Annotated in this window: 23 protein-coding genes, 1 rRNA gene and 1 pseudogene; 11 read left to right on the forward strand and 14 right to left on the reverse strand. The window is 44.8% G+C overall.

The window, feature by feature from the left end:
• The 7 genes and pseudogenes from ABH897_RS15240 to ABH897_RS15270 all read right to left on the reverse strand — a co-directional run.
• Positions 1–175, reverse strand: a 16S ribosomal RNA gene (locus ABH897_RS15240); the annotation flags it as partial.
• A gap of 521 nt (positions 176–696) precedes the next feature.
• Positions 697–2,067: an NCS2 family permease gene (locus ABH897_RS15245; protein WP_283654679.1), complete on the reverse strand. Its 1,371-nt coding sequence runs from the start codon at positions 2,065–2,067 to the stop codon at positions 697–699.
• Between the two features lie 221 nt (positions 2,068–2,288).
• Positions 2,289–2,678, reverse strand: a complete 390-nt coding sequence (locus ABH897_RS15250; RefSeq protein ID WP_283654678.1) for a hypothetical protein — start codon at positions 2,676–2,678, stop codon at positions 2,289–2,291.
• A 45-nt stretch (positions 2,679–2,723) separates the two neighbouring features.
• Positions 2,724–3,383 (reverse strand): annotated as a pseudogene (locus tag ABH897_RS15255) (NADP-dependent oxidoreductase); the annotation flags it as partial.
• Between the two features lie 3 nt (positions 3,384–3,386).
• Positions 3,387–3,773 (reverse strand): MarR family winged helix-turn-helix transcriptional regulator, encoded by a 387-nt coding sequence (locus ABH897_RS15260; protein WP_404519841.1) that lies wholly within the window; start codon positions 3,771–3,773, stop codon positions 3,387–3,389.
• Between the two features lie 300 nt (positions 3,774–4,073).
• A complete protein-coding gene (locus ABH897_RS15265; RefSeq protein WP_404592369.1) occupies positions 4,074–4,745 on the reverse strand; it encodes an SGNH/GDSL hydrolase family protein in 672 nt (223 codons plus the stop codon).
• 18 nt (positions 4,746–4,763) lie between these two features.
• Positions 4,764–5,609 carry a LysR family transcriptional regulator gene (locus ABH897_RS15270; protein WP_404592370.1) on the reverse strand — a complete coding sequence of 282 codons (846 nt, stop codon included), beginning with the start codon at positions 5,607–5,609 and terminating at the stop codon, positions 4,764–4,766.
• A 131-nt stretch (positions 5,610–5,740) separates the two neighbouring features.
• Here ABH897_RS15270 and ABH897_RS15275 point away from each other — a divergent pair, with 131 nt between their 5' ends.
• Entirely contained in the window at positions 5,741–6,871 is a 1,131-nt protein-coding gene (locus tag ABH897_RS15275; protein WP_283654674.1) for a Gfo/Idh/MocA family protein, read from the forward strand.
• A 111-nt stretch (positions 6,872–6,982) separates the two neighbouring features.
• On the opposite strand, the gene ABH897_RS15280 is transcribed toward ABH897_RS15275, so the two are convergent.
• Positions 6,983–7,648 (reverse strand): helix-turn-helix transcriptional regulator, encoded by a 666-nt coding sequence (locus ABH897_RS15280; RefSeq protein ID WP_137061579.1) that lies wholly within the window; start codon positions 7,646–7,648, stop codon positions 6,983–6,985.
• A gap of 167 nt (positions 7,649–7,815) precedes the next feature.
• Between ABH897_RS15280 and ABH897_RS15285 the strand changes: the two genes are divergently transcribed.
• From ABH897_RS15285 to murB, 5 genes are all read left to right on the forward strand, one after another.
• The gene (locus ABH897_RS15285) at positions 7,816–9,189 is read left to right on the forward strand and encodes an MFS transporter (RefSeq protein ID WP_283654672.1); all 1,374 of its coding nucleotides are present in this window, start codon (positions 7,816–7,818) and stop codon (positions 9,187–9,189) included.
• A 150-nt stretch (positions 9,190–9,339) separates the two neighbouring features.
• Complete coding sequence (locus ABH897_RS15290; RefSeq protein ID WP_283654671.1) at positions 9,340–9,693, forward strand: winged helix-turn-helix transcriptional regulator; 354 nt, start codon at positions 9,340–9,342, stop codon at positions 9,691–9,693.
• Positions 9,677–10,033: a HesB/IscA family protein gene (locus ABH897_RS15295; protein ID WP_283654670.1), complete on the forward strand. Its 357-nt coding sequence runs from the start codon at positions 9,677–9,679 to the stop codon at positions 10,031–10,033. Before ABH897_RS15290 ends, ABH897_RS15295 begins: the two co-directional genes overlap by 17 nt.
• 29 nt (positions 10,034–10,062) lie before the next feature.
• The gene (locus ABH897_RS15300; protein WP_283654669.1) at positions 10,063–10,347 is read left to right on the forward strand and encodes a hypothetical protein; all 285 of its coding nucleotides are present in this window, start codon (positions 10,063–10,065) and stop codon (positions 10,345–10,347) included.
• A gap of 71 nt (positions 10,348–10,418) precedes the next feature.
• On the forward strand, positions 10,419–11,309 hold the full coding sequence (murB, locus tag ABH897_RS15305) for a UDP-N-acetylmuramate dehydrogenase (RefSeq protein ID WP_404581349.1): 891 nt from the start codon (positions 10,419–10,421) through the stop codon (positions 11,307–11,309).
• A 408-nt stretch (positions 11,310–11,717) separates the two neighbouring features.
• Here murB and guaA read toward each other — a convergent pair whose 3' ends face one another.
• Positions 11,718–13,256: a glutamine-hydrolyzing GMP synthase gene (gene guaA / locus ABH897_RS15310; RefSeq protein WP_283654667.1), complete on the reverse strand. Its 1,539-nt coding sequence runs from the start codon at positions 13,254–13,256 to the stop codon at positions 11,718–11,720.
• 144 nt (positions 13,257–13,400) lie between these two features.
• Here guaA and ABH897_RS15315 point away from each other — a divergent pair, with 144 nt between their 5' ends.
• Positions 13,401–14,057 (forward strand): DedA family protein, encoded by a 657-nt coding sequence (locus ABH897_RS15315; protein WP_283654666.1) that lies wholly within the window; start codon positions 13,401–13,403, stop codon positions 14,055–14,057.
• Here the strand turns inward: ABH897_RS15315 and ABH897_RS15320 are convergent, their stop codons facing one another.
• Entirely contained in the window at positions 14,058–15,290 is a 1,233-nt protein-coding gene (locus tag ABH897_RS15320; RefSeq protein ID WP_404592371.1) for an MFS transporter, read from the reverse strand.
• A gap of 148 nt (positions 15,291–15,438) precedes the next feature.
• Here ABH897_RS15320 and ABH897_RS15325 point away from each other — a divergent pair, with 148 nt between their 5' ends.
• The 4 genes from ABH897_RS15325 to ABH897_RS15340 all read left to right on the forward strand — a co-directional run bounded on the left by ABH897_RS15325 (position 15,439) and on the right by ABH897_RS15340 (position 19,607).
• On the forward strand, positions 15,439–16,959 hold the full coding sequence (locus tag ABH897_RS15325; RefSeq protein WP_283654664.1) for a spore germination protein: 1,521 nt from the start codon (positions 15,439–15,441) through the stop codon (positions 16,957–16,959).
• A gap of 17 nt (positions 16,960–16,976) precedes the next feature.
• Positions 16,977–18,188 (forward strand): Ger(x)C family spore germination protein, encoded by a 1,212-nt coding sequence (locus ABH897_RS15330; protein WP_137061572.1) that lies wholly within the window; start codon positions 16,977–16,979, stop codon positions 18,186–18,188.
• A 65-nt stretch (positions 18,189–18,253) separates the two neighbouring features.
• On the forward strand, positions 18,254–18,490 hold the full coding sequence (locus ABH897_RS15335) for a hypothetical protein (RefSeq protein WP_283654663.1): 237 nt from the start codon (positions 18,254–18,256) through the stop codon (positions 18,488–18,490).
• A gap of 19 nt (positions 18,491–18,509) precedes the next feature.
• Positions 18,510–19,607, forward strand: a complete 1,098-nt coding sequence (locus tag ABH897_RS15340; protein ID WP_283654662.1) for a GerAB/ArcD/ProY family transporter — start codon at positions 18,510–18,512, stop codon at positions 19,605–19,607.
• 107 nt (positions 19,608–19,714) lie between these two features.
• Here ABH897_RS15340 and bcp read toward each other — a convergent pair whose 3' ends face one another.
• The 4 genes from bcp to ABH897_RS15360 are packed head-to-tail and all read right to left on the reverse strand — an operon-like array spanning position 19,715 to position 22,862.
• The gene (bcp, locus tag ABH897_RS15345; RefSeq protein WP_404519687.1) at positions 19,715–20,191 is read right to left on the reverse strand and encodes a thioredoxin-dependent thiol peroxidase; all 477 of its coding nucleotides are present in this window, start codon (positions 20,189–20,191) and stop codon (positions 19,715–19,717) included.
• Between the two features lie 41 nt (positions 20,192–20,232).
• Positions 20,233–21,021, reverse strand: a complete 789-nt coding sequence (locus ABH897_RS15350; RefSeq protein ID WP_404519688.1) for an ABC transporter permease — start codon at positions 21,019–21,021, stop codon at positions 20,233–20,235.
• Between the two features lie 4 nt (positions 21,022–21,025).
• Positions 21,026–21,820 carry an ABC transporter permease gene (locus ABH897_RS15355; protein ID WP_283654659.1) on the reverse strand — a complete coding sequence of 265 codons (795 nt, stop codon included), beginning with the start codon at positions 21,818–21,820 and terminating at the stop codon, positions 21,026–21,028.
• Entirely contained in the window at positions 21,813–22,862 is a 1,050-nt protein-coding gene (locus tag ABH897_RS15360) for an ABC transporter ATP-binding protein (protein ID WP_283654658.1), read from the reverse strand. Before ABH897_RS15360 ends, ABH897_RS15355 begins: the two co-directional genes overlap by 8 nt.
• Between the last annotated feature and the right edge of the window lie 60 nt (positions 22,863–22,922).

The following is a 22,922-nucleotide window of genomic DNA, read 5'->3' on the forward strand; positions in this document are numbered from 1 at the left end:
TTAGCTACCGTTTCCGGTAGTTATCCCAGTCTCATGGGCAGGTTGCCTACGTGTTACTCACCCGTCCGCCGCTAGGTTGTTTTAAAAGCAAGCTTTTAAAACAACCCCGCTCGACTTGCATGTATTAGGCACGCCGCCAGCGTTCGTCCTGAGCCAGGATCAAACTCTCCATTAAAGACCAACCAAAGCTGGTTTATAGAAAGAGCGATATGCTCATTTTGAAACTGACGAGATAAAATATCTCATTGTTCGCTTCCATTTTATACAGCCTGACGGCATGTACCAAAATCTCAGCGTTGGATTTTGCAAGCAAAATCCGTACTCACTCGTTGTTCAGTTTTCAAAGATCAAACATTTCTTTTTTTGTCGACTCGGCTTTCCGCCTTACCAACTCTTATATCATATCATGTCCGAACCAACTTTGCAAGCATTTTTTTAAAATCTTTTTTTGTAACATTCGCTCGCAATATTGTATTTCTTGGCCGGAATTAGAATATATCATAGACGAAATAAGTTTGCAAGCATTTATTTTATTAATTCTCGAAAATCTCTATTTGTTATTCGTTCTTCTTCTATATATACTCCCCGCCCTCTTTCGCATCATGAATAACCAGAACAAAAAAAGAACCCCACACCCTGAAACAACAGGGAAGGAGGTTCTATATACAAAGAGCTTTTTCAAGTTATATCAAGTTGTTATTCCGAACCCATAAAGGCAAACCGGATCACTACAATAATAGCAAGTACCCACATAAGCCAGTGAACTTTAACTTTGTTGCTGGTAAACAGGTTACTGAATACAGCCAGAACAACGTAAGACAAAATACCGGCAGAAATACCATTGGCGATTCCGCCAGTAAAAGGCATCAGAACGATGGTTAGGAACGCCGGGAACGCCAGCAGGAAGTTATCCCAGTCAATGTTGCGAACCTGACTCATCATCAGCACGCCAACGATAATCAACGCTGGAGCAGTAGCCGCGGAAGGCACAACCAATGCCAACGGTGCGATAAAGAGAGCCAGCAGGAATAAAATGCCTGTCGTTACAGCAGTCAGACCCGTACGCCCACCTTCTTCTACCCCTGCGGAGCTTTCCACGAATGCTGTAATAGTACTTGTACCCAATACTGCACCGGTACTTACACCAACAGCATCCACCAGCATAGCTTTACCGATGATTTTCTCGCCTTTTTTCTTATCCTTCATTATACCTGCGCGGGTAGCCGTACCCACCAGTGTACCAAACGTATCAAACAGCTCTACAAATGTGAAAATGAAAATGATATCAAACAGCCCAATGTGCAAAGCAGCCTTCAAATCCAACTGACCCACTGCCAGATTACTAAAATCAGGAATCCAGTGACCTGTTGTCAAACTGCTCAGATTCGTTACACCCATCGGAATACCAATCAATGTGGTAGCTACGATACCAATCAGCAAAGCACCTTTGACCCGAACAACCATCAGCGCTGCGATAATGAGCAAACCGATCAGCGCCAGCAACGCATCCTTTTGATGAACCAAACTACCCAAAATCAGATTAAAAGCATGACCCGGAACCGGCTGACCTACATCCGTCCCTGGAACAATACTTACCATAACCAGATTACACAACTTAAATCCGACAATGGTAATAAACAAGCCGATACCTACTGTAATAGCTGTCTTTAGATTCTCAGGAACCGCAACAAGCAACATCTGTCTCACTCGTGTCACGGTTAAAATCAGAAAGACGATACCGGATATAAATACAGCGCCAAGTGCCGCTTGCCAAGTAATCATACCGTTGGAACTCAAGACTACGGTCATAAAATAAGCATTCAAGCCCATACCCGGAGCCATGCCGATGGGCACATTAACGAACAATCCCATCAGAATAGTGATTAGTCCTGCACCTACCGCAGTGGCAAAAAAGACGGCTTCGCTGGGCATCCCTGCTCCAGTCGGCCCCAAAAAGGTATTGTTGACCACCAAAATGTAAGCCATGGTCATAAAAGTAGTAATCCCCGCAATAATTTCTGTGCGGACGTTCGTTCCATGTTCCTTTAATTTAAAGAAACGCTCCATGAGTCGTAATTCCTCCTACGTAAAGCATACTCGTATTGTTATCGTTCATTTGCTGTAATATTCGCATTCATAAGCGCTATATTACATCCGTTATTTTAGGCCGTCCCCTACTGCTTGTCAACACAAAAAGCGAATGTTGTAATTTAATCACATATGTATTGTTCGGAAAATAGAAAGCCCGCCAAGCTGTTATATAGCTGACGGGTTATCAATTAGGCGAATCAGATATTTTTGTACTTATCAAAGGCATTCGCGGTGTCCGGTATATTTTCCAGATAAACGATCTTCCCTTCTGCATCCAGCCGAGCTTTGTCCACTCCTGTTAGTGTATACACTTCGCCTGTTGCTCTTTTGCCGCATACCGCCCATTTGGTTTCATAGGCACCCGATTCTCCGGGAACCGGCTTCCAGCCCTCATACATATGCTTGATGTCGAGTGTTCCTTCAAAGAACATGTCCAAGAAGCTTTTCCAGCTATCCATACCTTGTTTCCGGTCACCGTTCAGCACGAACTCAATTTCGTTGGAGAAAAGGGTGATTAATTGCGCTTTGCTTTTCTCATCATCTCTTGCCAAATCATAATAGTGAAAATAATCTTCCAGGATCTTCATCGTGTTGTATAATTCCTTTCGTGTTGCGCCTCGTTATATGTGTTCTTATGAAAAGGTAATGGCAATTTTACCAACAGCATGATGGGTTTCGCTTAGAGCATGAGCGTCATACAGACCTTTTTGCGAAAATGGAAACGTAGCTCCTACCACCGACCTTACTTTTTTCTGCTCCAACAGGTCGGCAATTTCCTGTAGCTGCTGTCCGTTGGGCTCCAGCCATATATTTTTGGCCGTTACGCCGTGCTCCTTGACCAGCACTTCGTCAAAATTGCCAACGATGGATATGATCCGTTCGGTGTGTTTTTTCAGAACTTTAAAGCTGTTTTTCTGAACATCTCCACCCATCGTATCGAATACAACGTCCACATCGGACAATACATCCTCGAAACGGGTCGTACGGTAGTCAATAATTTGATCGGCTCCTAATGAAGCAAGCATCTCATGATTGCGCTCGCTGGCTGTCGTAATGACATAGGCACCAGCTTGTTTGGCAAACTGGATAGCGAACATGCCGACACCTCCTGCGCCTGCGTGGATCAATAGCTTTTCACCTTTAGCCAGTTGACCATGTGTAAAGAGTGCCTGCCAGGCTGTCAGTCCCGCTAACGGAACAGATGCGGCTTCCTCCCATGAGATCGAGGCAGGTTTACGCGCCAGCAAATGGTCATAATGACGATAGCTTTCATATTCAGTTCCTCCTCGCGTATTTTACATATTCTTCACATTGGTAGACATGCGCTGTAATACATTTGTCAAAGAAACAATTTCCTCATCCGCAAACTCACGTAGCAACTTGTCCTGAAAGGCTTGTCTTTCCTCTGACAAAACTTGCAGCTCTCGAACCCCTGATTCTGTTAGACGAATATAGGTCACACGCTTATCCTGTTCTTTTTTGCTGCGGATAATCAGACCTTCCTCCTCCAGCCTTTTCAGATGCCGGGTTACCGCCGCTCCGTCCAGAACCAGCAAATGCTGAAGCTCCAGCTGACTCAATTCCTGCCGTTGATCAATGTGATACAAAATTTCGACCTTGGTAAAGCTTGTTTTTAATTGTGCTTCAAAAGCAGTATTCATTTCTTTACACAAAAGATGCATGCGGTAAAACAATTGGCTTTTTTCAGAGCAATGTTCGATGGTAGCTCCTCCTCGCAATTAATTGACATATCAATTGATATGTCAATTATTATACACCTCTATTGAAAATATTCAAGCTTTGTGATGGGTGGTTTTCTGTGACAGGTGGTTTATAGAAACACCCAGACAATAATAGAAAATACTCAAGCTAAATGACCCGCCTGAGTATTTTCACTTCGGTGTCCTGCTATAGTTCGGAGTAATGCAATTGAAAAAAGTGTCGTGGTGTATCTGTTCACAGCTGGCAATGATCTCTATAGGTTATAGCGTGTTCATAAATCCAATAATATGAGCTGCCAGCCGCTCATGACCTACCTGATTTGGATGCAGACCGTCAGGAATACCGTTTTCCCCGGTAAAATATATCTGTTTGTGAACAGGCAGCAGCGGTTGAATTCCGGCGATGTTCCACAGGTCGCAGCACGGAAAAGAATACAGCGAAGCCACATCTCTCACAGCCTGCGCATACGCGCTATACACTTGTCCCGTGACTGCATTGGGCAAATGTTCGGGAACCGCATCACTTGATCCGTGGGGCGGTGTCAAAAAGATGATCAGCTTGTCCGGGTAACGGTTAATTAATCCCTCGGCAATATGCTTGAGCGCACCATAAAATGTTCGCGTTTCCGTCGATGTTGTGCCTAAATGACCGAACGGCGTTTCTCCCATGGAAAAGTCATTTCTTCCACCCATAAAAAAGATCACATCCGCATGAGGATTCATTTTCTCATATCGCTCACACATCGGCTCAAAGCCCCCGCTGGCTACACTGCTGCCGGATATGCCGTGATTCTCAAAGCCTTGAAAGCCCAAGACGTCGCTGACGATGTGTGGGTAAGGCTTTTCCCCATCCTTTAATTCATAACCAAAAGTAATGCTATCCCCCAAAAATACTGCATGGCTTCCCTGGTGCTTATTATGATCAGTAGTCATTTGATCCTCTCCTATCCCTTAGATCGTATTATTGATTTCGATAAATTTATGTTCAATTGATGTCATCTTGTGGTTGGGACGGGTTATTAAATATGTATCTATGTAGCCGAAGGTTGGGGGAGTGGACAAATAGGATTTTACATTAAATTGCCGTGCCAGTTTTTTGGACATCAAGGTGATTCCCATTCCCATCAAAACAAACTGCACCATCGTATCAAACACCCCTACCTCCACAACCTCGCCATGAGTCAATTGCATGTCCTGATACATCTTCTCCAATTGCGTAAGATACAGGCAGCCATCCGATAGCACGATAATAGTGGCTCCTTGCAGCACCTGTCTGAGCTCTGAGCCTTCATGGATGCCCTTCCCCACCAGTACCAGATCTTCACGACAACATTTTTGATAATGAATATACGGGCTGGTGGAATAACCTGTGACGAAGGCAATATCGAGTTCACCTTCGAGGATCAACTGCTCTATTTCCGTGGTAGTGCCCGTTTTTAATGTCACAGAAGCCTGTGGGTACAGCTCATATACCTTCGTAAGCGCTCTTGTTGTTTCCCCCGCCACGATGGACTGCATCGTGCCAATGCGCAGCTTTTCCTCCTGCGGTCTCATTTTCATCTCTGTGTCTTGCCATAGCAACAAAATTTGCTTGAACTGAGCGTACAAGGTTTCTCCTGCGGGTGTCAGCTCCATGCCACGGGGCTTTCGATAAAATAATGCTGTGCCGTAATGGGCCTCCAGTTTTTTTATTTTGGCCGTCATGTTCGATTGCAGGTGATTCAGCTTTTTGGCTGCTTCCGTAAGGCTCCTCAATTCTGCTACTGAAACGAATGCCTGCATGTTCTCAATATCCACGTCTCCACCTCCCATCAAATAAAATGATAGCTATATCACAAACAAGCATTATTATTTATGTGTTAAGTGTATTATATTGGCCTTGGGCACTATTTTCCAGCCTCATTTAAAATTTAGGAGGGTTCCGCAGCATGATGAAAAAGAAGATACGTGCAGGAGTGGTCGGGGGATCAATGAATAACAAATGGGCCAGTCAAACGCACATTCCGGCTTTGCTAAAGCATCCGAACCTTGTTATCACAGCCATTGGTACTTCTCGTATGGAGAGTGCACGAAAAAGTGCGGATGAAATAGGTGCGGTATTGGCCTTTGAAGATGCTCAAAAACTTGCAGCTTCCGAAGACGTGGACATGGTGGTGGTGAGCGTCAAGGTTCCCCATCATTACCGGCCAGTCATGGCCGCGATTCAAGAGAGAAAGCATATTTTCTGTGAATGGCCCTTGGGGGCAAATACTGCGGAAGCTACCGAAATGGCTAAGGCGGCGGAACAGGCGGGCATTCATCATACTGTCGGCTTGCAGGCACGGCAGGATCTTGAAGTGCAAACGATGAAAAAGCTGGTGGAAAACGGAACGATTGGTGAAATTGTGTCCTGTCATATGCAAGTATCTACTCGAGGTAAAGGAGGACGAACAGATCAGGATACGGCTTATCTGCTGAATAGAGCCAATGGCGCCAATCTGCTGACGATTAACGGGGGACATTCTCTGGACGCGCTGCAATACATCGTTGGCGAATTCCGTGAGCTATCGGCCATCACATCATCTCGCTATAACGAAGCCACTATTCAGGAAACGGGTGAAGTCATTCCCAAGGATACTGCAGATCAGATTCTGATTCAGGGTTCATTGGAGAAGGGGGCAACGGTATCCGTCCACATTCAGGGGGGAGTGAATCCAAAATTCGAGCTGGAGATTCAGGGAAAAAAGGGCGTTTTGCGCCTGACTCAGAATCCTTCGCTTGGGCATGTTCAATTTGGGAATTTGACGCTCGAAAAACTTGTGTATGATCCAAGCAATAATCAAAATCATACGCCTAATGGCGATTTTGAACCAATCAATATAGCTCGTGAGCCTGATAGTGGCCCGGATTTCGCCAAAGAAGGGGTAACCCTGAATGTAGCCAAGGCTCATGATGTATTTGCCGGGGATATTTTGACGGACACTCATCTCGCTCCCGATTTCAACCATGCCTTAAAGCTACATCAGCTACTGGACCGCATTGAGGAATCGGCTGCAACCGGAAGAAAGATCGTGTGGTAAAAAAGACATCATTAGAACAACAAAACCTTAAAACAAAAGAACCTTCAAAACCACGATAGATGTGGAGTTGAAGGTTTTGTTGTCTTGTTACCGATGTCATTCATGCAAGCATCAATGTGCTTGTCCGCCTTCCCTAACCCTGTAAACACAGTTTCTTCCCCCCGCCAAAATATACTCTACCCGTTCGATATGAACATTATCTCCAAGAATGGTTTCAAATAAATGTAACTCATTCTTACATAACCCGGTACAAGCAGCAGCAGCTTCACAGATCGGACAATGCTTTTCGATAAACAAAAGACTCCCATCGCCTTGCTCCTTGACCTCGGCCATATAGCCTTCGCTTGTTCGAATATCGGCTAGTTTCTCCAGCTTCTCTCTTACGCCCGATGCGTTACCAAGATGCTGAAGATATTGCTCTTGCATATTCTTATTCCTCACAGACAGCAGCTTTTCTAGCCCCTCGTTTCCGAAAGCCTCTCTCATCGAATTGATCAGACTGACTGACAACTCAGAATATCCGTTTGGAAAAAAACGATCAGCCTCAGGCGTTAATCTCCAGAGCTTTGTGGGTCGTCCCATGGGACGGGCCTCTTCTTCGTAAGTAACCAATCCTTCTTCTTTGAGAGCATTTAAATGTTGACGAATAGCCATACCAGATAACAAAAATTTGGAGGATAGTGTCGCAACATCCATTCCACCTTGCTGCTTTAGCAGATCAATGATCCCTCTCCGGGTACCAGTTGATGAATCCTTATTCGTTTGATTGCGGCTCATGGTGAACCTCCTTTTGAAAGCGACTGGATCTACAACACTCTCTACATTTTAAATAAAAATGTTGACAAAGTCAAAGTTAAACTGTAGTTTAAACTTTATAAACAAAAATGTTTACTAAGTATCCGGATATGAAGTATACATAAAAAATTTCTTGGAGGTCACATTTCATGTCGTCTAATCCTCAAAGTATTTTCAGCCCGCGTTATTTTGCACTGTCCATAGGAATTATCCTGTCGGTGATGGCAGTTGGATTCGAGGGCTTATCGGTAACCACAATTGCCCCTTCCATTGCTGGCGACTTGAACGGCCTTGAACTATTTGGCTGGATATTCAGCACATATCTGCTTGCGCAGATTATCGGGACCCTGGTCGTCGGTCGGATCATTGATAGAAGAGGACCTGCAGCACCGTTCACTTTCGCACTTCTTTTGTTTATCGTCGGGCTGATCGCTGCCGCAACAGCAGGCGATATGTATACCATGATAGGGTCACGAGCCATGCAGGGTTTAGGTGCCGGCGCTATGATGACTTGCGTGTACACTGCAATATCCTTAAGTTATCCCGATGAATTACGTGCCAAAATACTCGGAGCATTCGGTACTGCCTACGTTCTTCCGTCCATGCTTGGTCCATACGTTGCCGGTCTTATCGCAGATCAGTGGTCCTGGCGGTTTGTTTTCTGGGGAATATTACCGATTCTGGTTGTTTCAGCATTGCTAAGTTTACCTGCTTTTAGGAAATTAAAAACAGAGAGAACACAAGGGGACAACGGAGCTACAGCTACATGGTTGGCGTTACTATTAACGATAGGTACGGGGATTTTCTTAATTGGTCTTAGCATGCTGCCGATAATTACAGGGTTTGTTTTAGTCATTATCGGCTTAGTGCTAATGGTATATCCGCTGCGCAAACTGCTACCCAAGGGAACTCTTGCTTTCCGAAAAGGCATGCCAGCTATTCTAGCAACACGTGGGCTGTTCTTCGCTGCCTATACCAGCACACAGAATTTCTTGGTATTGGCTTTAATAGATGTGAAAGGTATTACTCCTTCTCAGGCCGGATTAATTGTAGCGAGTGCTGCACTGAGTTGGTGCGTCATTGCTTATCTGCAAGGACGTTGGGATTCGGCAGACCAAGGTCGTGGACGTCATACAAGAATTATACTGGGTGTGCTACTGCTTGCATTTGGGATTGCCTTCGTATTTTGGGTACCTGTTGTAACTGTTGCCGTTGCGGTTATTGGACAAATCATAGCTGGAATCGGAATCGGATTGGCACATCCTATTAGCGGCGTTGTGGCATTTTCCCAAACAGGGGAAGAAGGTGTTGGAAAAACTTCGGCAAATTTGCAATTTGCAGATTCTTTTACACCGGGCGTGGTTATCGGAATAGGCGGTTCCATCCTTGTTGTTTGTCAATCTGCTGGGATGTCACTGCAATCAGGATTAATTGTAACGATGGGTTTTCATCTCTTGTTAATCGTAATGAGTTTATTCGCTAGCACTCGGATTACACCACAAACTGAACTAATAAACAGATGAGGAATCCACAATGTTTACCACTTTAAAAGCGAGTATTGACGGAACCGTTCCTTGTCCTTTAAGACATGGAACGGCTACGTAAGTTAGAACAAAAGGGATCAGTCTCCTGTCTATCTAAGCTGATCATGAGAAGGAGGGTATATCAATAATATGTTGACTACAGATACTGAGAAACTTTTTACAGCTTATCGTATAATCGGGACTAAATGGATTATTCATATACTATTTTCCCTTTCTCAAGGTCCAAAGCAATTTAGCGAAATTTCCGAAAATGTTCCTTCCATTTCGGAAAGTATCCTCTCTAAGCGTTTAAAAGAGCTTCAAAAGGATAATTTGGTTAAAAGAACTGTAAGTTTGACACGCCCCATACAAACTATTTATGAATTAACACCAAAAGGATCTGCTCTTGCTACATTCATACCCTGTTTAATAGACTGGGTTAACAATGCAGCTAAAAAAAATGACGTTCCAAGGAGGAATTACTACGATGATACAGGTCAGTGAAGCAGCATTCGAAAAAATCGTCGAAATCTTATCAAGTGCTAATGCCCTAAATTCTTTCCTTAGAATAGGCGTTGATGAGGGGGGATGCAGTGGTCTATCCTATTCTCTTATCGTGGATGAGCAGAAAACAGAAGGTGATATCTTATTAAATAAAGGTGAATTTAGTATCTTGGTTCACACTAATAGTATTAAATATATTGAAGGTCTTCAAATTGACTATGAAGAAAGCGGTATGTTAGGCGGTTTCACCTTGAATAACCCTAATGCAAGAGCTTCATGTGGATGTGGAGCTAGTTTCAGAATGGAAAATTATCGTGGCGAAGTTAAAAAATGTGATTGAAAAAAATTGGAAAGGGGAATAGGTTATTTATGTCATTTATAGTATCTGAAAAAGCTATCCATTCTTTTAAAAATGACTGGGATTTAGAAGAGGGCCAATATATAAGAATTTATGCGAAATATGCAGGTGGAGGCTCAGAAGCATTCTCTATTGGTATAAATTCAAGTGCTATACCAATTGATCCAGCTTTAGTTAAATCTATTGGTGGATTTTATTTCTTTATTGAAAAAACTGATTCTTGGATTTTGAAGGACGAATTTCTTAAAATTGATAGTAATGAAGAAGGTATATTTTTAAATAAAATCTCATGTTGAGACTATATAGGACGAACTTTTCTAGCTTTTCTTTTAAATCTTACATGTGAGTAACTTAAGGAGAGAATTTCATGAAGATTTTTGAGAATCAAATACCTTTGGAAAAGTTAAAATTAAATGAGCCATTAAAAAACTACACTTATGTAAGGATAGGTGGTAAAGCAGACATGCTTATCCATCCAACAGTGAAAGAAGAAATTATAAAAATCTTGGAAATTGCCAAAATACATCAAATACCTCTGACTGTCATTGGAAAAGGATCAAATATAATTATTAAAGATAGTGGAATAAGAGGAGTAACTCTTTCTCTGAGCCATTTCCATCAAATTAAAGTCAGCGAGCACAAGATTATTGCACAAAGCGGTGCAAATATTATAGATGTCTCAAGGATCGCTTTGGATAACACCTTAACTGGTCTAGAGTTTGCATGTGGAATACCAGGTAGTACAGGAGGCGCCTTATATATGAATGCGGGTGCTTATGGCGGTCAGATTGCGGATGTTGTCCAAAGTGCGAGTGTTATTACTAAAGATGGAGAAATTATGAATATAACCCGAGAAGAAATGAAACTTGGTTATAGAAATAGTATCTTCAAAACGGATAAATATATAATACTTGAGGTCGAGTTTAAACTCGAAAAAGGGAACAAGGATGTAATTTCCAGTAAGATGAAGAAATTAACTTTGAAAAGAGAAGCTAAACAACCTCTCCAGTATCCCTCTTGCGGAAGTGTATTTAAACGTCCAGAGGGACATTATGTAGGAAAACTCATTCAAGAATGTAACTTACAAGGAACTCGCATTGGGGGAGCTGAAATCTCTACTAAGCATGCGGGTTTTATCATTAATGCAAATAATGCTACCGCCGAGGATTATTTAGAATTAATAAAATTAATAAAAAATAGAGTACACGATAAATTTAATATTTATTTGGAGACGGAAATAATTATTTTGGGAGAATAATTTCTGTTTATTAGGCATTTTAAATTAGTAGTTCACCTTATTATGCTTAAAAAGCATCAAATATTGAAGAGTAGACAAAGGTAACGGACTAAGTACACTGCATAGCTGATTATATGAATATCTAATAAAACTCCTGAATATATTTTTTGATATGAAGGGGTGTCAAATCCTCAGTTTCAGACACCCTTCCCGACCTAGAATTTTTGAGTAAGCCTGAAATCCTCGATTATCTCATTGATTTTGATCATAAAAAATACTCCCTTCTATTTGCTAAATAACGCAGATAAAAGAGAGTAATTTTTTTGTACTCTATTGTTGCAGGTGTACGTAGAACATCAATGCTGTCAACGCCATAAATCCTTATGTATCAAGGATTTACGAGCGATTAACACCATCCATCATCCCGCCCTATTCCCACTCAATCGTAGCTGGTGGTTTGGAGGTGATATCGTAGACAATTCGGTTGACGTTATCCACTTCGTTAACGATACGTACCGAAATTTTCTCCAGCACATCCCAAGGGATACGCGCCCAATCGGCAGTCATACCGTCGATAGAGGTTACTGCACGAATGCCCACAGTGTAAGAATACGTACGAGCGTCGCCCATAACGCCAACACTCTTCATATTCGGCAAAGCGGTGAAGTATTGCCAGATTTCCCGGTCCAGTCCGGCTTTGGCAATCTCCTCGCGCAAAATATAATCTGATTCACGAACAATCGTAAGCTTGTCCTCTGTGACTTCACCCAGCACGCGAATGGCAAGACCCGGACCCGGGAATGGCTGACGCCATACAATCTCAGGTGGCAGTCCGCATTCTTCCCCAACTTTACGCACTTCATCTTTGAACAGTGCATTCAGCGGCTCGATCAACTTGAACTTCATGTCTTCCGGCAAGCCACCTACGTTATGGTGCGATTTGATCGTCTGTGCCGTGGCTGTTCCACTCTCTACAATATCCGTATACAGTGTACCTTGTGCCAGGAATGTAAAATCGTCGAATTGCTTGGATTCTTCCTCAAAAACGTAGATGAACTCGTTACCGATGATTTTACGTTTTTGTTCCGGATCATCGACTCCTGCCAGCTTGGATAAGAAGCGCTCACGCGCGTCAATTTTGACAACCTTCATATCAAATTTACCAACAAACGTCTCCATTACACTTTCGGCTTCGCCCTTACGCAGCAGTCCATGGTCGATGAACATACATGTCAGTTGATCGCCAATCGCTTTATGAATGAGCATCGCTACAACGGAAGAATCTACACCGCCACTTAAAGCGCACAATACTTTTTTGTCGCCTACCTGCTGGCGGATTTCACGGATCTGGTCCTCGATGAACGACTCCATCGTCCATTTACCATCACAACCGCACACTTCATACAGGAAGTTGCTAATCATCTCATTACCATGAATGGAATGACGCACCTCTGGGTGGAATTGTACCGCGTACAGATTCCGCTCCGGATGACTCATCGCTGCAATCGGCGCACTTTCCGTTCCTGCATCCAGTTTAAAGCCGGATGGCAGATCCGTAACATGGTCTCCGTGGCTCATCCATACGGTCTGACGAGATTCCAGCCCTTTGGCCAATCTCGTATCCTCATTGAATTGCACATCTGCTTTGCCGTACTCACGCTTGCCTGCACGTTCTACCTTACCGTCCAGTTGGTGAGCCATCAGCTGCATACCATAGCAAATACCGAAAATAGGAATTCCCAGATCATAGATTGCCCGGTCGACTTGAGGGGCATTTTCTGCATATACGCTGGAAGGTCCACCTGAGAAAACAATCCCTTTCGGTGCCAGTTCTCTCAGCTTCTCCGCAGGCGTATTGTATGGAAGGAGCTCGCTGTACACGCCGAGGTCCCGTATTCTTCTTGCGATTAACTGGTTGTATTGTCCTCCAAAGTCGAGAACTACAACGATTTCATTAGGCTTATTCATTACCGTGCCTCCCTCAATTGTTCGTTTCATTATACGCAACGATAAAACAAGACGTCAAGAAATCAACCGGAGTTGAGCGGACATGAAAAGATTGTTAAAATGAATTAATTCTAAATTATGAATCTGTTCGTAGGAGTGTAAACGATGGATGTGCTGAAATGGATCGCGCAATTGTTCGAAGAATACGGATACAGCGTCCTTTTTTTCGGCTTGCTGCTGGAATTTATTGCTTTACCTTTTCCCGGGGAAACCACAATGGCTTATGCGGGATATCTCTCCTATTCGGGTACGCTGGATTTTGGAAAGCTGGTGATGCTGGCCTTTTTAGGCACAACCATCGGAATGACCATTACCTACTTTATCGGAAAATGGGCCGGACTCCCCTTTATCCAGAAATACGGTAAATGGGTTTTGCTATCGCCGGACAAGCTTCAAAAAACGCAAAAATGGTTTCAACGTTACGGGTACTGGCTTATTTTTCTCGGATATTTCATTCCTGGTGTCCGACATTTTACGGGTTATTTTGCGGGAATTATCGCTCTTCCCCTGCGTAAATTTGCCTTGTATGCGTACAGCGGCGCTCTGTTCTGGGTCATCCTGTTTCTTGGCATCGGTAAGGTGTTCGGTCCGCAATGGGATGCCATGTTCCATTTGGTAGAGCTGTATGCGCTGCGAATCGTCGTCATCATCGGCATTATCCTTCTGCTATATATCGTTTATCGCTGGAGATCCTTCCTGTTTAGTTCTTTCCGCAAGTCCGACAAATCGGTGAAAACTAGTGGCAAAAACGATCCGGAATAATTAGACATTTGCCGCCTTACGGCTGCGAGCCCTTGTATAGTAAATCGTTATGACGATAGATATCATGACAAATCCTGCTCCGCCAATCAAACCTAACATACGCGGCTCTATGATTTCCACTGCAACCCCGGCTCCAAACATGGATATGCCTATAATCCCTTGACTCCACGCTGTCAGCATGCCCAGCAATGGCCCCTGTAAATACAGCGGGGTCTCCCGCATTAATAGTGTATCCAAACAGATTGCCCCCACCCCGCCAGCCAACGAAATGAAAAAGTAAATGGCGACCGCCGCCCATGCATGATCAATTCCACTTAACCCCATGAGCAAAATTCCCTCCAATAGCAGACATACCAGTCCTCCGCTTAATAAAGAACGGCTGAATAGACGCCCCAGTGCATAGCTGGCAACCAGACCCGCACCCAAAGCGGCGTAAAACAGTCCAATCCCGGCATCCCCCAGCTTAAACTCCTGCACGGCATATACACTGATCAGCACATTATCAATTCCATTGATGAACGGAACCAGTAGCTCGAATGCAATTACGACTTGGAGCGGAAGCGAAATGCGGATGCATTGCAGTATTTGTGACCTACCGAGGATTCGATCATCGAAAGACGTCTGACTTCCACGTGATTCAGTATGAGCATCCGCCCTAGTTACTTCCTCCTTGGTGACGGGCGGGAATGCAATATTGCAGACGATCAGACCTGCAGCGAAAAAACTGGCGGAGTTGAGCATAAATGCGGCCTGTGGTCCAAAAAACGCGGATACGATGCCTCCAGCAGCGGCGCCAATCACCAATACCAGTCCGCTCATCACCTGCTCCAGACTGTTCACCCGCAACAAATCCGACGGTCGGACCAGCAGCGGGATGGACGACTTACGGGCTGGAGCGTACAGCGCTTCCCCACAGGCTAACAGGGTACTGACTCCATAAACGATCCACATATCCTCATTGCTGTGAACACTTAAAAAGGCAAGGGCTGCTCCACCTCTGAGCAGATCCGTGGTCATCATAAATGTGCGTCTGGATATGCTGCTGATAAGCACACCTGACACAGGCGACAGAATTAAAAAAGGAATCACCCTTAATCCCAGCATAATCCCCACGCTGAGTCCCGAGCCAGTAAGCTGATAAATCAGGGCCAACAAAGCGATTTGGCAGAAGCGGTCTCCAATTCCGTTAATGATGCCAGCCACGAATAACTTTCTGTATTGCTTGTTTACCATGTGCTTCAGCTCCAAGTCGTATTAATTATATATTAATCTAATTAGCTATATAACTAATTTATAGGGATGAATATACAACCGTCAAGCATAAATTCATATATTCAGAGCACACTAAACCAACTAACTCCAATATCGGAGGATTTTACGTATGAAAAATGAGAATAAAAGCTGTCCACTCACTCACGTATCCTCTTGCCTGCGGGATAATGTGAATCATATCCAAAGCTCGATTGGAAACAGCGGGGATTTGATTGTCAAAGAGCTACTGTGGATGCAGAAATGGCCAGCAGCCGTGTTTTATATTGATGGTCTGATTAACACTCAATTGCTGCATGATTCTGTACTGCGCTCATTTATGCGGATGGAAATTCATCATGTTCCGGAAGGTGCTGAACCGTTCGATTATTTAAAGGATCAGGTGTTGATCGCAGGGCATTCAGGCACTTTGGATGAAATGGATGCGTTATTCAACCGGATGCTATCCGGCGGAATTATCATTTTGCTGGAGGGTTACGCGAAAAGCATTTGGATTGATGCCGTTGGTTGGGAGGATCGCAACGTCAGCGAGCCCCAATCCCAGACGGTTGTACGCGGACCGATGGAGGGTTTCACTGAGAATCTGCGTACCAATACAGCTCTGGTTCGCAAGCGAATCCGCGACCCGCGTCTTTGGATGGAAACAAGGCAGATCGGAAAAGTCACGCATACCAACGTGGCCGTGATGTTTATCAAAGGAGTCGCGGACGAAGGCGTCATTCAGGAGTTGAGAGAACGCCTGGACCGAATTGATATTGACGGGATTATGGAAGGTGGCTACATCGAGGAGGAAATTCAAGACGCCACCTTTACCCCCTTCCCTACGATATACAACAGTGAACGCCCGGATGCGGTAGCAGCCAGTTTGCTGGAGGGAAAAGTGGCCATACTAGTGGACGGGACTCCGTTTGTACTTCTTATTCCTGCGTTGTTTATCCAATTTTTCCAGTCGGCCGAGGATTATTATCAACGCGCGGATATCAGTACTTTGTTGAGAATGCTGCGATTTTTGGCTTTTTTCATCGCTCTGCTGGCACCAGCCTTCTATATAGCGATATCTACCTTTCACCAAGAAATGCTTCCTACAAATCTGCTGATCAGTTTGGCAGCGCAACGGGAGGGTGTTCCGTTTCCAGCCTTTGTGGAAGCGATGCTGATGGAAATTACCTATGAAATTTTGCGTGAGGCCGGGGTGCGTATTCCAAAGACGGTCGGACAAGCGGTATCCATTGTAGGTACGCTGGTCATTGGGCAAGCTGCTGTGGATGCAGGCGTCGTGTCGGCCGCCATGGTTATTATCGTATCCATCACCGCGATCTCCAGCTATGTCATCCCTGAAAATGGGCTGTCCATTGCGGTACGGATTATCCGGTTTGCCCTCATGATGCTGGCCGCCGCCTTCGGATTTCTGGGTATATTAATGGGCTTGATGGCCCTGCTGCTTCATCTGACCAGTCTAAGATCTTTTGGAGTGTCTTACATGAGCCCGTTCGGCCCTTATGTGCAAAGTGATATGAAGGATACGATCTTTCGCTTGCCTTGGCCATGGATGACTACACGTCCGAATACGAATCAAGTTCAGAATACGACCCGGCAAATACACCAGAAAAAGCGGGTGGGTAAGAAAAAATAATTGGGAAGTGACCATACATGAAAGGTGTAACCAGCATGATTCTCATACTCAGTCTACTTGCTTCCCTTCTGACCGGCTGCTGGGATCGCAAAGAGCTTAACGAGATCGGAATTACCGTAGGACTGGGTGTGGATAAGGACGGCGATCAAATTCGTGTGTCGGCACAGGTGGTTGTACCTTCGGAGGTGGCCTCCAAATCAAGATCCAGTAAAGGATCTCCTGCGGTAACTACCTATGTTGCAACAGCGCCTACTCTGTATGAGGCTATCCAAAAAATGACGGAAATCAGTCCGCGAATCATCTACTTATCTCATATCCGTATGCTGGTATTTGGCGAGGAATTCGCCAGACAGGGCATCGCCGATGTTGTGGAATCCCTGATGAGAGAGCCTTTTGCCAGAACTGACTTTTATATCTGTATTGCGAAAGGTACGTCTGCCTCCAAAATGCTTCAGGTAACTACGACATTGGAGAAAATTCCGGCGAACAAAATGTTTGCTTCCATGGATGTATTAACTAAAACCTGGGCTCCTGTCAGCAAAGTGACTATAGATCAGCTGATGGAGGATCTCGTCAGTTCCGAAATACATGCTGCTCTACCTGCCCTCGAAGCTAAAGGAGATTTACCCAAGAGTGTGGAGGAAGGTATGGACAATGTCAGAACGATTGAACCCATAGCAGATCTGGCTTTTTCCAGCTTAGGCGTATTTAAAAAAGACCGGTTGATCGGCTGGCTTGATGAAGACGATAGCAAAGGATACAACTATATCCGGGATAGCGTGGATACAACAACAGGACATACGGACTGCCCGGAAGGCGGTAAAATCGCTCTGCTGGCTTTGAGCAGTCACACGAAGACTAAAGTGTTAATGCACAATGGTGAGCCTATAATCCAGATATCCGTAGAGAACAAAAGTACGATTAGAGAGAATAGCTGTAAAAAAATGGAGATTAAAAGTCTGGAGGATATTAAAGAAATCGAGATGGAGAGTAATGCCAAATTGATCGAGATTATGAAGCATTCCGTAGAAACTGTACGTCGTAACTTCAAAGTAGACATTTTTGGGTTTGGGCAATTAATTCATCAAACCGACCCCAAGGCCTGGAAAGTACTGAAAAAAGATTGGGACCACACATTTATGAATTTACAGATTGAATATAAGGCGAATACGGAAATTAAGAAAATGGGAGCTATTTTCCAGTCCTTTCAAAAGAAAATGAAGGAGTAAGCCAAATAACGGTTCGAGGCTTCATAGCATCCCAAAACGAGTACGATTACGGAAGGAGTATCCCTATGAAGGCCCTCATTGCGGTTTTGTGCATTGCTCTACTGATTGCAATCAAGGACTTGCCCGGCTTATACCGCAAGCATCGCTTTAAGGACATGGTTGTATACATCGTGATGCTCGCATTCGGGGCGTGGTTCAGCACGATCGCTGCTCAGGCAAAGGAAACATCGAGCCCACTAATCTTGATTGAGATTATATATAAGCCGGTAAATAACCTGTTTTCACATCTATTCAATTTGTAAATAAAGGGGGCCGCCAGCGTTGGAAAAAGGCCGTATTAGTGTTGGGCAAGTAACGGTTCTCATTATTTTTTGCACAATGGGTGATATGATACTGATCATCCCCAGCATCTGCACCCATATCGCTAAACAGGATGCATGGATCAGTACCCTGCTGAGTATACCGGCAGGTATGGCGCTTGTATGGCTTTTGCTGCGTGTACATGAGCTGTATCCCAGCCTTACTTTGATTGAAGCTATAAGGAAAATTATAGGGAAATGGTTGGCTCCTGTCGTCTCGATATGGTATCTTTTCTATTTTTTGATGTCCGATGCCATATATATTAGGGAATTTGGTGACTTTTATACTACACAGACTTATGTGCTAACCCCGTTAAGGATATTAATGCTGCTGGCAATACTCATGCTGGTCTTCGCTTTTTTTACCGGAATTGAAGCCCTTGCCCGTGCCAGCGAGCTATGCTTGCCTTTCTTTGTAATCGTGACTATTACTGTAGTGGCTTGCCTTATTCCCGAGATTGATTTTTCTAAAGTAAAGCCAATTATGGAAAAGGGGGTTCTTCCTACTATTCATGGTACGCTTCTTGGGGTTAGTTATCCATTTGGAGAATTAGTCGTATTTCTCATGCTTTTTCCCTATGTGAAGCATTCAGCACATTTTAAAAGAAGCATCCTTTTAGGAAGCCTTATAGGCGGAATTCTGCTCAGTCTGTTTGTAATCATGTCTCTGTTTGTTCTCGGCCCTTTTCTAACTGAATCTAGCGTGTATCCTTCGTATATACTCACTGCCAAAATAAACGTGTTCAATTTTTTCCAACGTATGGAGGCCTTTATAGCAGCTATATGGGGATTATCGCTCTTTTTTAAGAGCTTCCTTTATTTTTACGCGTTCATATTGGGGACAGCACAGACATTTCGTCTAAAAGATTACCGCCCTCTCAGCATGCCTGCGGCAATGCTCATTTACGGCTTGAGCATGATGGTTGCACCCAATATCATCTACTATTTTGATACCCTTGTCCCCTTCTGGGTAGATTGGGATTTGACCAACTCGGTCATCATTCCCTTGAGCTTGTGGGGCATTTACACAATCAGGCAGAAAAGAAAACAATCACAATGAGGGTTATACAACATCCTGAGGTAAAAAAGTTGGAGATTACATAGCAAAAACACCCTCTGGGACTGAAATACAACCAGCGTCCCCAAGGGTGTAAGAATGTTTATGATTTACGCCTGCTCCCGAATGTACTCCAGCGCAGCATCGATATGCCCTTTGACTCTCAAACCACGCCATTCATGAATTAAAATACCGTTCTCATCGATAAGGAATGTGGAGCGAACGATGCCCATGTACTGCTTGCCGTACATCTGCTTTTGCTGCCACACGCCGTAAGCTTCCGCCACTTCATGCTCCTCATCCGCCAAAAGCTGAAAAGGCAGCCCATACTTTGCAATAAACTTGTCGTGTCGCTTGAGTGGATCTGGGCTTACTCCCAGAATAACGGTGTTCAAACCCTCGAACTCCCCGTGTTTATCCCGAAAATCACACGCCTGTGTCGAGCAACTGGAAGTCAAATCCTTCGGATAGAAATATAGTAAAACCCTTTTGCCTCTAAAATCAGACAACTTGACGTTTTTCCCTTCACTTCCCGGCAATTCAAAGTCCGGCGCGGGTTGTCCAATAGCGGTAGAAGTCGTGGACATCTCATCATCTCCTATCTTGTGGGGTTCTCATGTGATCCGACCTAAGAACCTGCACCTCTGTAACGCCGAATGCCAAAATTCCATGCCAGTAAGCCCAAGGTTAGAAATACAGCTCCCATGACCGGAGTCAAAAGCGCCATATGCTGCATATCCTCCCGATGAAGGAACAGGGATGCCGGATATACGCCAACAAAAGCAAACGGCAGAATCCAGGTCAGCACGACTTGAATCGCACGGTTATAAATCGTCACCGGATAGCGTCCATAGCTCTGCATATTGTACATGAGTGGAATAATTCCTGTTGGCGCGTCCGAAAAGAACGAAATAGAAGTCAATATGGTATAGATTCCCGTATAAATCGCTACGGCACTTAGGCTCATGATGATTAGAGCCGGGATGAACCACCACGCCATATACAAGTCCATTTGCGCCCCGCTGATTCCCATAATAACCAGACCAATCGCCGATCCGACCAACGCGGGCGGGTCCACGTTTTCAAGGAAAATCTGGAACAGATTATGCGCAGGACGGGTCATAACCCGATCCAGCTCTCCTTTTACAATATAGCGCTCGCTAAAGTTCCACAAATTGACGAAGCAGCTGAATAGTCCATAAGGCACCATGAAAAAGCCATAGACGAATACGACTTCACTTTCGCTCCAGCCGCCCAAACTGTCGGTGTGCATAAAAATGACCAAAATAAAAATAAGATTGGTGGCCTGAAATAGCAGGTCCGAAACGACCTCCACCCAAAAATCAGCGCGGTAGGTTAGCCGCGATTTCATGTAATTCTTCAAATATTCGCTAATGAGTCCCAAATAGTACATCATCGGCCTACCCTCCTTGCACGAACAGACGTCTGCGCGCCAGTCGCCAAATGATGATCATCGGCACGAGCAGAACGACCAGCCAAATGATTTGGATCCCCAGCACATTCCAAATACCAACGCCTTTTACTCGTCCGGTAAATACGGAGCCGGGCAAATACGTAATCGCCTGAAATGGCAGCCACTGGGCGAAGGTCGCCAGCCAGCCCGGAAACAGGCTGATGGGCAGAATCAGGCCCGAGAACAGGTCCACTACCACCCGCTTCATTCGCATCATACCCTCGTTATTTTCAACAAAAAAGGCCGTCAGCCCCGTAATAATATTGATTTGGGTATTGATTAGAAAGCTGAAAAACAGCATCACAAGGAAACTGATCCATGCTACAGGGTCCGTCGGCAACGTCACTGGAAACAGCAGCATCGCAATCGCCATGCCCGGGATCATAAACAGCAGGAAACGGAACATCCCCTCGCCAAGCCCCTGCATGACTTTGACTAGCACATAGTTATACGGCCGGATCATCTGGATGGCAATGCTGCCATCACGAATCTCCGTCGAAATTTCACGGTCCAGATTGTTGAAATAAAAGGCCCTCGCCATCCACGATACCGCTACATAGGTCGTCATTTGGGCTGCGGTAAAGCCACCGATGCTGCCCGCATCTCCATAAATCGCTTTATACGTGAAATAATATACACCAATATTCATGGAATAAATTAATATGCCCGTATAATAGTTCACACGATAAGCGAGCATGGTGAGAAACCGGATACGAATAAAATCGGTATATACGCTAAGCATGGACTTTGGCCTCCACTGCCGGAAGCACGGGATTGCCCTTGCGTTCCGCCGAGCCGGATTGATAGATGCTACGCACAATATCATCGGTGTTCGTTTCAATGATTTTGATATCCGTAATGTCCGTACGCCCGACTACGCTGGCCAAGACATCCGATACGTTAATATGAAGCGGAATCCACACCTTGGCAGCCAAATCATTATCCGCCGTCCAAGCCAGCGGCATGTCCGCTGTCCACGCTTGTAATTGCTCAAGCCGGGTGGGCACGCCGAACTGAAACTGTACTTCCCGTCCTGTACCCCAACGTGCTTTCAAATCCTCCAGACCACCGTCATAGATGATGTTCCCGTCATCCAGCATTATGACGCGCGAGCACAGCGCTTCAATATCCTGCAAATCATGGGTCGTCAGCAAAATCGTCGTCCCGTAATCCCGGTTCATGTCCTTCAGGAACTCACGGATTTCAGACTTCACCATAATATCGAGTCCAATGGTCGGTTCATCCAGAAAAACGATGGACGGATTGTGCAGCAACGCGGCCACCAATTCACAGCGCATCCGCTGACCAAGACTAAGTTTGCGCACCGGACGGCTTAGCAGGTCCTGTAATTGGAGCCGCTCTACCAGCTCATCCAGCCTGCGTTTGAAGTCTATAGCCGGAACCTGATATACTTTGCGCAGCAGCTGAAAGGACTCAATCACGCCGATATCCCACCATAGCTGGCTGCGCTGTCCAAAAACAACGCCGATATTACTTACGAATTTCTCGCGTTCCTCGTAAGGAACATAGCCGCCCACTTTGAGATGTCCCGAGGTCGGCACGAGAATGCCAGTCAGCATCTTGATCGTGGTAGACTTTCCAGCTCCGTTTTCACCAATATAGCCACATATTTCTCCCTGAGGAATACCAAAGGAAATATCTTTGACCGCGGCCACCTCGTTGTATTCGCGGGCGAATAAATCAAGGAAGGCTCCTTTCAGGCCTTCGCGGTTTTTTTGCACTTTAAATGTTTTGCGCAGATCCTGCACATCAATTGCCAGCATGTCATACCTCACATTCAGGATTTTGAAAAATCCATAGTTAAATTGATTGTGCTCCAAAAA

Origin of the sequence: Paenibacillus sp. RC73 (genome assembly GCF_044908085.1) — a bacterium.
Lineage (GTDB): Bacteria > Bacillota > Bacilli > Paenibacillales > Paenibacillaceae > Paenibacillus > Paenibacillus terrae_A.

Bases quoted from the DNA above. Each gene is read 5' to 3' on its own strand.
- ABH897_RS15245 (WP_283654679.1), bottom strand. From the start codon at position 2,067: ATGGAGCGTTTCTTTAAATTAAAGGAACATGGAACGAACGTCCGCACA.
- ABH897_RS15250 (WP_283654678.1), bottom strand. From the start codon at position 2,678: ATGAAGATCCTGGAAGATTATTTTCACTATTATGATTTGGCAAGAGAT.
- ABH897_RS15260 (WP_404519841.1), bottom strand. From the start codon at position 3,773: ATGCATCTTTTGTGTAAAGAAATGAATACTGCTTTTGAAGCACAATTA.
- ABH897_RS15265 (WP_404592369.1), bottom strand. From the start codon at position 4,745: ATGACTACTGATCATAATAAGCACCAGGGAAGCCATGCAGTATTTTTG.
- ABH897_RS15275 (WP_283654674.1), top strand. From the start codon at position 5,741: ATGATGAAAAAGAAGATACGTGCAGGAGTGGTCGGGGGATCAATGAAT.
- ABH897_RS15280 (WP_137061579.1), bottom strand. From the start codon at position 7,648: ATGAGCCGCAATCAAACGAATAAGGATTCATCAACTGGTACCCGGAGA.
- ABH897_RS15285 (WP_283654672.1), top strand. From the start codon at position 7,816: ATGTCGTCTAATCCTCAAAGTATTTTCAGCCCGCGTTATTTTGCACTG.
- ABH897_RS15290 (WP_283654671.1), top strand. From the start codon at position 9,340: ATGTTGACTACAGATACTGAGAAACTTTTTACAGCTTATCGTATAATC.
- ABH897_RS15295 (WP_283654670.1), top strand. From the start codon at position 9,677: ATGATACAGGTCAGTGAAGCAGCATTCGAAAAAATCGTCGAAATCTTA.
- ABH897_RS15300 (WP_283654669.1), top strand. From the start codon at position 10,063: ATGTCATTTATAGTATCTGAAAAAGCTATCCATTCTTTTAAAAATGAC.
- murB (WP_404581349.1), top strand. From the start codon at position 10,419: ATGAAGATTTTTGAGAATCAAATACCTTTGGAAAAGTTAAAATTAAAT.
- guaA (WP_283654667.1), bottom strand. From the start codon at position 13,256: ATGAATAAGCCTAATGAAATCGTTGTAGTTCTCGACTTTGGAGGACAA.
- ABH897_RS15315 (WP_283654666.1), top strand. From the start codon at position 13,401: ATGGATGTGCTGAAATGGATCGCGCAATTGTTCGAAGAATACGGATAC.
- ABH897_RS15320 (WP_404592371.1), bottom strand. From the start codon at position 15,290: ATGGTAAACAAGCAATACAGAAAGTTATTCGTGGCTGGCATCATTAAC.
- ABH897_RS15325 (WP_283654664.1), top strand. From the start codon at position 15,439: ATGAAAAATGAGAATAAAAGCTGTCCACTCACTCACGTATCCTCTTGC.
- ABH897_RS15330 (WP_137061572.1), top strand. From the start codon at position 16,977: ATGAAAGGTGTAACCAGCATGATTCTCATACTCAGTCTACTTGCTTCC.
- ABH897_RS15335 (WP_283654663.1), top strand. From the start codon at position 18,254: ATGAAGGCCCTCATTGCGGTTTTGTGCATTGCTCTACTGATTGCAATC.
- bcp (WP_404519687.1), bottom strand. From the start codon at position 20,191: ATGTCCACGACTTCTACCGCTATTGGACAACCCGCGCCGGACTTTGAA.
- ABH897_RS15350 (WP_404519688.1), bottom strand. From the start codon at position 21,021: ATGATGTACTATTTGGGACTCATTAGCGAATATTTGAAGAATTACATG.
- ABH897_RS15355 (WP_283654659.1), bottom strand. From the start codon at position 21,820: ATGCTTAGCGTATATACCGATTTTATTCGTATCCGGTTTCTCACCATG.
- ABH897_RS15360 (WP_283654658.1), bottom strand. From the start codon at position 22,862: ATGCTGGCAATTGATGTGCAGGATCTGCGCAAAACATTTAAAGTGCAA.